The following is an 8,337-nucleotide window of genomic DNA, read 5'->3' on the forward strand; positions in this document are numbered from 1 at the left end:
GGGCGGGGCCATACGTTTTTTGAGCAGACGGTTTTCCAGGGTCAGATCGGCTACGGCCTCCTTCAGGGCGGCGGCCTCCCGGCGGAGATCCTTCACCTCGCCGGAGGTCGCAGCTCGCGCCGTATCGCCCGCCAGGAGGCGCTTGCTGGCCTCGAGGAACTCCTTGGACCAGCCGTAATACATCGAGGCGGCAATGCCCTCGCGCCGGCAGAGCTCGGAGATATTCTCCTCGCCCCGCAGTCCTTCCAGCACGGATACGGATCTTCTCTTCCGTCGAATACTGCCGGCGCGTCTGGCGCCGAATGTCCTTTAGCACTTGTTCTGCCGGCGCTTTGCCCAGTCCGGATTTCTGCTCCATCTGCGCTCCTGTTGGCTACGATGAACCAGAAATCCTCCCTCCGCAAAATCCTTCAATTTGTCTCACATGCGCTGACGGCGAACAGTATGGTCGAGATTCTCGAAGACCGGCTGGTCCGTGCTGTCCTCATGCCACACGACTGGAAGCCAATCGCTGGGCGTGATCTGCTCCGGGCAGGCCAGCAAACCGGCGATAAAGCCGTCAGGATCTTCGAGCAGCATCGTTTCCTCGCCGAGGGCGAGCAATTCCTCGTCAAGCTGCTTGGGTCGGCGCGACAGACCGGACATGGGCACTCCAATTCCATGGAAGCACGGCCTTGCCAAAGCCCATTGCCTTCCAACGCCTCGCATGAGACTCGACAGATCGAAATTCCGCCCAGACCAACAAGGGTCGCCTTCTCATGCTTAGCGCAAAAGGCGGCTTTCTGCTGCGCAACCTGCTGCGCAACGTACGGTCGTTGCTCATAGCGCGATTGTCACATTGGGTGCCGCGCGAACTTCGCTGACGCCTCTGACCCGGCGACTGGAAGCAGAGCTAGCACGCTTGTAGCATTTGCCGATGACGCCCCCCGAGGCGACATCGAACGCGTTAAACAGCGAGGTCGTACCAAAGAAATGGCGAGGGAAATGCGCAATTTGGGATTTTCGCATCACCACCGAACTTTCGGCACTGTTCTTGAAACGGGCCATTCCGCACCTCGTCGAGTTGGTTGAGATCGATCAATGCCCGCTGCGCGAGAGCCTTTAGTGAGCGATGGTAGCGCTGACAGATTGCAACCCGGACTTGCCCCTACCAGGACAAGGAGGCGACAGCATGCTTTGTGTGTGGCACAAATTCTCGCAATCTGCGAGATGCCCGAGATGCCACAGCACAGGGAGCAAATAATGGCACTGAACGATGTTATTGGCGAACATGCCTTTGTATCCAAGGTAGATGTATCAGACTTGGATGTCAGCGCGGCCTTCTATGGAAGAAGCTCGGCTTAGTTCCAGACGAAAAATACAACACGCCACGCTAGAGCAGAAGGTCATTCGCGCAAAGTTCCGCATGCTGGAACTGGCCAAGCAGCTCGGCAACGTCAGCCAAGCCTGCCGGATGATGGGCTATAGCCGCGGCAGCACGGCGACATCGGACGTTGCCACCGCGAAGGTGATCCCGGAAAGGGTGGATGGTGCAGGCGCTGGTCATGACGTATCACAACGAAACGGATGGTCACGGGCGCAGGCATTTTTCGTCCGCAACAACAAAGACCACACACGGATCGACATTCAAAGGCGTGCAAAGCGCGTAGGCAATCTGTTCCGCGAAGGAGTTCGCGGGTGCCTGCGTTATGCTCGTCAGTACGCTCTCCGTTTCTGTCGCTCCGACAAACAACTCCCCTATCAGGCGCCCGACGTTTTGGGGCGGGGCGCTTACGACGCTTGGGTCCGCAACGAGAGCTCACTCAGAGGAGCGCATAATGACCGTCGATCACTTGGCAGCCGCACTTCAGTCAGCAGCGAGGCCGGCTTCGACAACCGACACCAAGGCAGGCGCGGCACCCGCCGATGTCCTGATCGTCGCGACAGTGTTGACGAGCACCGAGGCCATTCACCTCGTCGATCTGAACGGGGCGCAGTACGAGATTGCCGCCGGGGATGTAATCGACATTGAGTATCCGGCGCTCGGTCCGGTGGCCGCGGAGGCGCCTCCTCCCGAGAGCGAGCAGCCGCCTGCGAAAGAACAGGTCGACACCGAGCCGACGGAGGAACGCGCTGACAAGGCGGCGTCGACGCAGGAGCCTCGATTGGCGTTCATCAAGATCAATCCGAATGCGGTTCTCACGCGGCGGATCGAGGTCCCTGCCGTTCTAGTCGCGGCGGCCGGTACCTGGCTCACCGTCGTTCCCAACACGGGTCAGGCGGCCTGAGCGGCCCGGACGTGCACTAAACCTATCCCCTGATTCAACGCGCGCAGGCGGACCGATCTGGTCACGTCTGCTGCTGAGAACGGGATGTCGCCATTGCGCGGCGTCCCGGCCGCAGGTCGAGAGAGATCGGACTGTCCGTGAGCAGAAGTGTCGTGAGCAGAAAAGTCGAGAGTTGACCGTTCGTCGGTAGTGGACGTTTCGTGAGCGAAAGTGTCGAGAGTTGAACTCCCCAGAGTAACCGAGCAAGCGCCAGCGCCCGAGGAAATGCCTATGAGCATTCGCGATTCGATCGTTGTCTGTATCGAAGAAATTTCATCCGAACGCGGATTCGACCATGCCAGCAACCTGTTTGAAAGCGGTGTGCTGACTTCGCTCGACGTGCTGTCGTTGGTGGCGTTTATCGAGGACACGTTCAGTTTGGAAATCACCGGCGACGAGATCGACATGGCTAGTTTCGGCACGGTCGATGGTCTGGTGAACCTGGTCATGACTCTTCAGGCGAACGCCGCTCACGGCGCAGCCGCCGCGCGTTCACATGGGTAGTCATCCCGGAATGATCCCGGTTCATGACATGTTGCGCCGAACTGCGCGCGACTGCCCTGACAGGGAGGCGATAGCCTGGCATAGAGGCCGCATGACCTATACGGCGCTGAACCAGGCGTCGAACCGAATCGCCGCCTTTCTTGCCCGGGCTGGCGTCGAACGCGGCATGCGCGTCGCGATCTATTCAGCGAAATGCGTTGAGGAGGTTGCTGTGATCTTCGCCGTCATGAAGGTCGGCGCGGTCCTGGTCCATGTCAACCCGGCGTTCCGCGACGACAAGCTCGGTCATGTGCTCGCGGAATGCGAACCCGCCGCCTTCTTCTTTCATTCGAGCAAGCGCGTGGCGGTCGAGCGCGCCGCCCGCGTCTCCGCGCTGCCGCCGCTGCTGATCAGGCTCGGCGCGGACGACCCGGTGACGGCCGGCGATCCGGACGCGGTTTGCGTCGCGGCGATCGAGCTCTCAACGATCATGCATGACCTCGTTCCCGACGACCCGACCTTCGCTGGTGTTCCCAGCGCCGCGGACGACCTCGCGGCGATCATCTACACCTCTGGCACCACGGCGTCCGCAAAGGGCATCATGGTCACCCACGGGATCCTGTCGGAGGCGACGCTGGTGTCTGCGCAGCTGCTCGGCAACGTCGCCGACGACCGCCTGATCAGCTTGACGCCGTTCTCGTTCGACGGTGCATTGAGCCAGCTTTTCACCATGACGTCGGTCGGCGGGACGCTGGTTCTGCAGGACTCGTTGTTTCCGAAGGATGTGCTCGCGACGCTCATCGGCGAGCGGATCACCGGCGTTCATGCGGTTCCCTCGTTCTGGCGCATGATGCAAGACCGCTGCCCCGCCTTCGCGGACGCGGCGCTGCCTTGCCTGCGCTACCTGTCGTTGATCGGGGAGAGTTTTCCCGAGGCCGATCTGCTTCGGCTGAAGCGCACGCTGGCGTCGACAGATTTCTACATGATGTACGGCACCACCGAGGCGTTCCGATCGACCTGTCTTGCTCCGGCGGAGTTCTTTATCAAGTTCGGCTCGGCGGGCCGTCCGCTGCCCGGCGTGACCATCAGCATCGTCGACGAGCACGGAAAACCCTGTCCCGCAGGCACCGTCGGGGAGATCGTGCATGCGGGCGCGTTCGTGTCGCCCGGATACTGGAAACTTACGACATCCACGACGTTCCGGGACGGTCGCGTCTACACCGGAGACCTCGGCGCACTTGATGCGGATGGCTATCTTCGCTTCGTCGGCCGCAAAGACACCATGGTCAAGCGGCTCGGTTATCAGCTCTATCCGGAAGACGTCGAGGCGTGCCTGCAAGCGCTCGACGGCGTTGCGGCGGCCGCGGTGACTTGCGGCCCGGACCCGAGCGGCGCGCAGGCGTTGCGCGCCTTCATCGTGTGCCGACGCGGCGCGACACTCGGCGAGACCGCGGTGGCGCAGCACTGCCGCCGGCATTTGCCGTACTACATGGTTCCGGACGACATCGTCTTTGTCGACAACCTGCCGACGACGGGCAACAGCAAGATCGACCGCGGTCGCCTGAGGATGGAGCAGGTGTGATGCGTCGGTGCAACGTATGCGTCCTTCCCGAGACCTTCCCCGGAATCACCATCGACCAAGACGGCGTCTGCTCGCTGTGCAGCGAGTTCTCCGCCGCAGATGCGCCGGGTCCGTCCGCCCGCCTCACCGAGGCGCTGTCGGACATCATCGCGGAGGCCAAGCGACAGAACCATCGCTACGACGCCGTGGTGGCGTTCAGCGGCGGCAAGGATAGCTCCTACCTGCTGCATCTGCTGGCGTCGCAGCTCGGTCTCAGGCTGCTGGCGGTGACGTTCGACAACGGTTTCGTGTCGGCGGCCTGCCTCACCAACATGCGCAACGTGGTCTCCACCCTCGCGATCGACCACATCATCGTGCGGCACCGCCAGGATCATATGAATGCGCTCTTCCTGGAGAGCGCGCTGGCGCGGGTCTATCCGGATCACCTGACCAAGTTCGGCAGCAGCGTCTGCATCTCGTGCATCCGCATCGTCATCACCACGATGCTGCGCGTCGCGATCGAGAAAGGCATCCCGTTGGTGATGCTGGGCAATACACCCGGGCAGGTGCTCGCCTCGGATCAGGAGATGATCTTCAAGGACAACGTCATTCCCCATCCGCTGCGCCGGCAGTTGTTCGCGCGGCTGGCGGAGCGGACCGGGTCATGGGCGTACGATTATCTGATGCTGTCTGCCGACGAGTACAAGACCCGTCCGTTTCCGACGATTGTCAGTCCGCTGCCGATCGTAGGGTACGACGAGCATGAAATCTACCGCGTTCTCGCCGGGCTCGGCTGGTCGAAACCCACCGACGTCGATCCAAGCTCGACGAATTGCCGGCTGAACGCGTTCGGCATCATCCGGCACAAGAACCTGTATCGATTCCATCCCTATGATTACGAGATGAGCCGGCTCGTCAGGCTCGGCATCCTGTCCCGCGAGGCGGCGCTCGACAAACTGAACGATCCGACCGGCACCGTTATCGATCTCGCTTCGGAAATCGAAAGAGATCTGCTGTGCCGCTCCTGCGATAATTGCCGGCCGAGGGCTTAGCGATGTGCGGGATCTGCGGCGTTCTCGACATGCGCGAAGGGCCGGTTTCGCCGGAGGCGCTGGCACGGATGGCGGCGCAGCTCTCGCACCGTGGTCCCGATGACGCCGGCGTCCACATCGACGGCGCCGTCGGCTTCGGCCATCGACGGCTTTCGGTCATCGATCTCGCCGGCGGGCGTCAACCGCTCGGCAACGAGGACGGCACCGTCTGGGTCACCTACAACGGTGAAATCTACAATTACCGCGAATTTCGGCCGTCGCTGCAGCGCAGGGGCCATCGCTTTGCCACCGATTGCGATACCGAGATCATCGTCCACGCCTACGAGGAAGACGGGATCGACTGCGTCGCGCAATTCAACGGCATGTTCGCGCTGGCGCTCTGGGACCGCACCAAGCGGCTGCTCGTGCTGGCGCGCGACCGGCTCGGCATCAAGCCGCTCTACTATGGCGTGTTCGGCAACGTCTTCCTGTTTGCTTCCGAGATCAAGGCGATCCTGGCGCACCCGGCGGCCCGGAGCAAGGTCGATCACGACGGTGTCGCGGACTATCTGCTCTGCACGTCGCTGCTCGACGGCAGAACGATGTTCCGGGGGATCCGCTCGCTGCCGCCCGGCGGGATCCTTGCGCTGCAGGACGGCGAACTGCGGCTTCACATCTATTGGTCGATGCCGCGCGCGGCCGTGCGCCACGCCGGCACCTCGCTTGAGGAAAGCCGGGACGTGGTGCGCGGAATGCTCGACGCGGCCATCGGGGCGCAAGTGGTGAGCGACGTTCCGCTCGGCACGCTTCTGAGCGGCGGCCTTGATTCCAGCCTGGTCTCGGCGCTCGCCGCCGGACATGTCGGCGGGCAGCTCAAGACATTCGCGATGGGCTACGACCACGGCGACACGCTTCGGCACGACGACATTGACGGCCCCTACGCCGAGTTGGTGGCGCGCGCCTATCACACCGACCACACCGAATTTCTGTTTCGGTCGGACGAGTATCGCGACGTCATGAGCCGTGTCACCTGGCACGTCGAGAAGCCGGTCGACCTGACCGCGCCGTCATTGTTCCTGCTCTATCGCGAGGTCAAGCCGAACGTGACCGTGGTGATGTCGGGAGAGGGCGCCGATGAATTGTTCGCCGGCTACCATTTTTTTCTCGATGGCTGCGGCGCGGGCACACCAGCCGAATTCCCGTGGGCGCCCTATCTCGACGAGGTCGCGGCGCTTCTCGATCCCGCCTTCGTGGCGCGAACGCGGTGCCGCGATCGGATCCAGACCACCTTGTCGGCGGAGATGGCCAGCTTCGAGAGCGACGATCCGCTCAACAAGCTGCTGTACCTGTTCCTGAAGTACTATCTGGTCGAGATGCTCGAACGTCTCGACAAGACCAGCATGGCGTGGGGCGTGGAATCGCGGGTGCCGTTCCTGGATCACCGCCTGGTCGAATATGTCCTCGACCTGCCGGCTTCGTACAAGGCGAAGCCGGACAGCAACAAAGTGGTGCTCCGGACGCTCGCTGCCGATCTGCTGCCCGCCGCCGTGGTGATGCGGCGGAAGCGGCCTGTTCCCATCCCGGTCGATCCGAAATCGATCTGGACCGAGCGCAATCGCGCCAACGCGCTGGTGCAGGCACCGGACTCCCGCATCGCCGGCTATTTCGACAGGACGAAGGTCGACGAATTCTTTCGCAAGAAGAACCAGTTCGCAGGCACCGACAACCTCGCGATCTTCAGGACCGCGCACGCCCTGGTCGCGCTCGATGCGTGGCACCGGGCCTTCGGGGTGGCGGCATGAGAAGCGCAGAGTCCGAAATCCTAACGAATGGAAGAGCCTTCGTCCAGCGGGTGGTGGCGCCGGGCGCAGCGACCGCCGACGAGCGCGAAGAGTTTCCGATCGATGTCTTTCGGGCGGTCGGGCGATTCGGCGTGTTCGGCGCGGGCTTTCCGAGCGACTATAACGGCCTCGCGCTCGGCTTCGCCGTCTATGCCGGGCTGATCCGGGAGATCGCGCAGGCCTGCGCCTCGACCGCGATGAGCGCCGTCGCGCACGCCACGCTGGCGGCGCTGCCGATTTTCCTCGGCGGCTCCGAGCGGCTCAAGCGACGGTTGCTCCCGGCTTTGATCGGCGGCGACGCCATCGGTGCCTTCGCCATGACCGAGGCCGGCAGTGGCTCCGACATCGCCGCGACCGCCACCACCGCGACGGACGCCGGCGACCATTATCTTCTCAACGGCGCGAAGGTCTTCATCACCAACGCCAATGTCGCTGACGTGGCCGTGGTGGTGGCCAAGACGTCGCCGGCCGCCGGCATCCTCGGACTGAGCTTGTTCGCGGTCGAGAAAGGGATGCCGGGATTCCGGGCGACGGGGCGGCAGGAGCGAAAGCTCGGCATGCGGGCCTCCGACACCGGAGAACTCGTGTTCACCGAAGTCCGAGTACCCAGGGACAATTTGATCGGACGCCGGAACGGCGGCTTCGCGATCCTGCAACAGACATTGCCGGCGGCCCGGCTCGACATGGCTGCGATCGCAATCGGAATTTCCGAGCGGGCGCGCGATCTGTGCGTTGACCATGCGGTCGGCCGGCGGCAATTCGGCAAGCCGATCGGCCGCTTCCAGCTGGTGCAGCGGATGCTTGCCGACATGGAGACCAGTATCGACGCGGCCAGTCTGCTGCTCGCGCATGGCCTCGAACTACGCGATCGGGGGCTCCCCCTGGCCAAGGCGGCGTCGGAGGCGAAGCTCTTCGCCTCCGAGATGGCGGTCGAGATCACCCGCAACGCGATCCAGATACACGGCGCCTCCGGCTATTCCAGGGATCTGCCGCTGGAGCGCCTGTATCGCGACGCCAAGCTGACCGAGATCGGCGACGGCACATCGGAAATCCAGCGTCTGATCATTGCCGACGAAATGATCAAGGCGCGTTCGCCCCGGATTTCGGGGCGGTGA

Annotated in this window: 8 protein-coding genes and 1 pseudogene; 6 read left to right on the forward strand and 3 right to left on the reverse strand. The window is 63.1% G+C overall.

Features of this window, described 5'->3' with window-relative positions:
- From K359_RS54640 to K359_RS62130, 3 genes and pseudogenes are all read right to left on the reverse strand, one after another.
- A pseudogene (locus K359_RS54640) lies at positions 1-358 on the reverse strand (transposase); the annotation flags it as partial.
- A 62-nt stretch (positions 359-420) separates the two neighbouring features.
- Complete coding sequence (locus K359_RS0140055; RefSeq protein WP_029084244.1) at positions 421-645, reverse strand: UPF0149 family protein; 225 nt, start codon at positions 643-645, stop codon at positions 421-423.
- Between the two features lie 174 nt (positions 646-819).
- Positions 820-1,047: a hypothetical protein gene (locus tag K359_RS62130; RefSeq protein WP_156928931.1), complete on the reverse strand. Its 228-nt coding sequence runs from the start codon at positions 1,045-1,047 to the stop codon at positions 820-822.
- A 770-nt stretch (positions 1,048-1,817) separates the two neighbouring features.
- On the opposite strand from K359_RS62130, the gene K359_RS63645 reads away from it, so the two are divergent.
- The 6 genes from K359_RS63645 to K359_RS0140090 all read left to right on the forward strand — a co-directional run bounded on the left by K359_RS63645 (position 1,818) and on the right by K359_RS0140090 (position 8,337).
- The gene (locus K359_RS63645) at positions 1,818-2,267 is read left to right on the forward strand and encodes a hypothetical protein (RefSeq protein WP_165123025.1); all 450 of its coding nucleotides are present in this window, start codon (positions 1,818-1,820) and stop codon (positions 2,265-2,267) included.
- 270 nt (positions 2,268-2,537) lie between these two features.
- Positions 2,538-2,810 (forward strand): acyl carrier protein, encoded by a 273-nt coding sequence (locus tag K359_RS0140070; protein WP_029084247.1) that lies wholly within the window; start codon positions 2,538-2,540, stop codon positions 2,808-2,810.
- 28 nt (positions 2,811-2,838) lie between these two features.
- A complete protein-coding gene (locus tag K359_RS0140075; protein WP_165128185.1) occupies positions 2,839-4,371 on the forward strand; it encodes a class I adenylate-forming enzyme family protein in 1,533 nt (510 codons plus the stop codon).
- Positions 4,371-5,402, forward strand: coding sequence for a hypothetical protein (locus K359_RS0140080; protein ID WP_029084249.1), 1,032 nt, complete (start codon positions 4,371-4,373; stop codon positions 5,400-5,402). Before K359_RS0140075 ends, K359_RS0140080 begins: the two co-directional genes overlap by 1 nt.
- 2 nt (positions 5,403-5,404) lie before the next feature.
- The gene (asnB, locus tag K359_RS0140085) at positions 5,405-7,183 is read left to right on the forward strand and encodes an asparagine synthase (glutamine-hydrolyzing) (RefSeq protein ID WP_029084250.1); all 1,779 of its coding nucleotides are present in this window, start codon (positions 5,405-5,407) and stop codon (positions 7,181-7,183) included.
- Positions 7,180-8,337, forward strand: a complete 1,158-nt coding sequence (locus K359_RS0140090) for an acyl-CoA dehydrogenase family protein (RefSeq protein WP_029084251.1) — start codon at positions 7,180-7,182, stop codon at positions 8,335-8,337. Before asnB ends, K359_RS0140090 begins: the two co-directional genes overlap by 4 nt.

It is taken from the genome of Bradyrhizobium sp. th-b2 (assembly GCF_000426785.1).
GTDB lineage: Bacteria > Pseudomonadota > Alphaproteobacteria > Rhizobiales > Xanthobacteraceae > Bradyrhizobium > Bradyrhizobium septentrionale.

Coding starts and splice junctions, on each gene's coding strand:
- K359_RS0140075 (WP_165128185.1), top strand. CDS start 2,839: ATGTTGCGCCGAACTGCGCGCGACTGCCCTGACAGGGAGGCGATAGCC.
- K359_RS0140055 (WP_029084244.1), bottom strand. CDS start 645: ATGTCCGGTCTGTCGCGCCGACCCAAGCAGCTTGACGAGGAATTGCTC.
- K359_RS62130 (WP_156928931.1), bottom strand. CDS start 1,047: ATGGCCCGTTTCAAGAACAGTGCCGAAAGTTCGGTGGTGATGCGAAAA.
- K359_RS63645 (WP_165123025.1), top strand. CDS start 1,818: ATGACCGTCGATCACTTGGCAGCCGCACTTCAGTCAGCAGCGAGGCCG.
- K359_RS0140090 (WP_029084251.1), top strand. CDS start 7,180: ATGAGAAGCGCAGAGTCCGAAATCCTAACGAATGGAAGAGCCTTCGTC.
- K359_RS0140080 (WP_029084249.1), top strand. CDS start 4,371: ATGCGTCGGTGCAACGTATGCGTCCTTCCCGAGACCTTCCCCGGAATC.
- asnB (WP_029084250.1), top strand. CDS start 5,405: ATGTGCGGGATCTGCGGCGTTCTCGACATGCGCGAAGGGCCGGTTTCG.
- K359_RS0140070 (WP_029084247.1), top strand. CDS start 2,538: ATGAGCATTCGCGATTCGATCGTTGTCTGTATCGAAGAAATTTCATCC.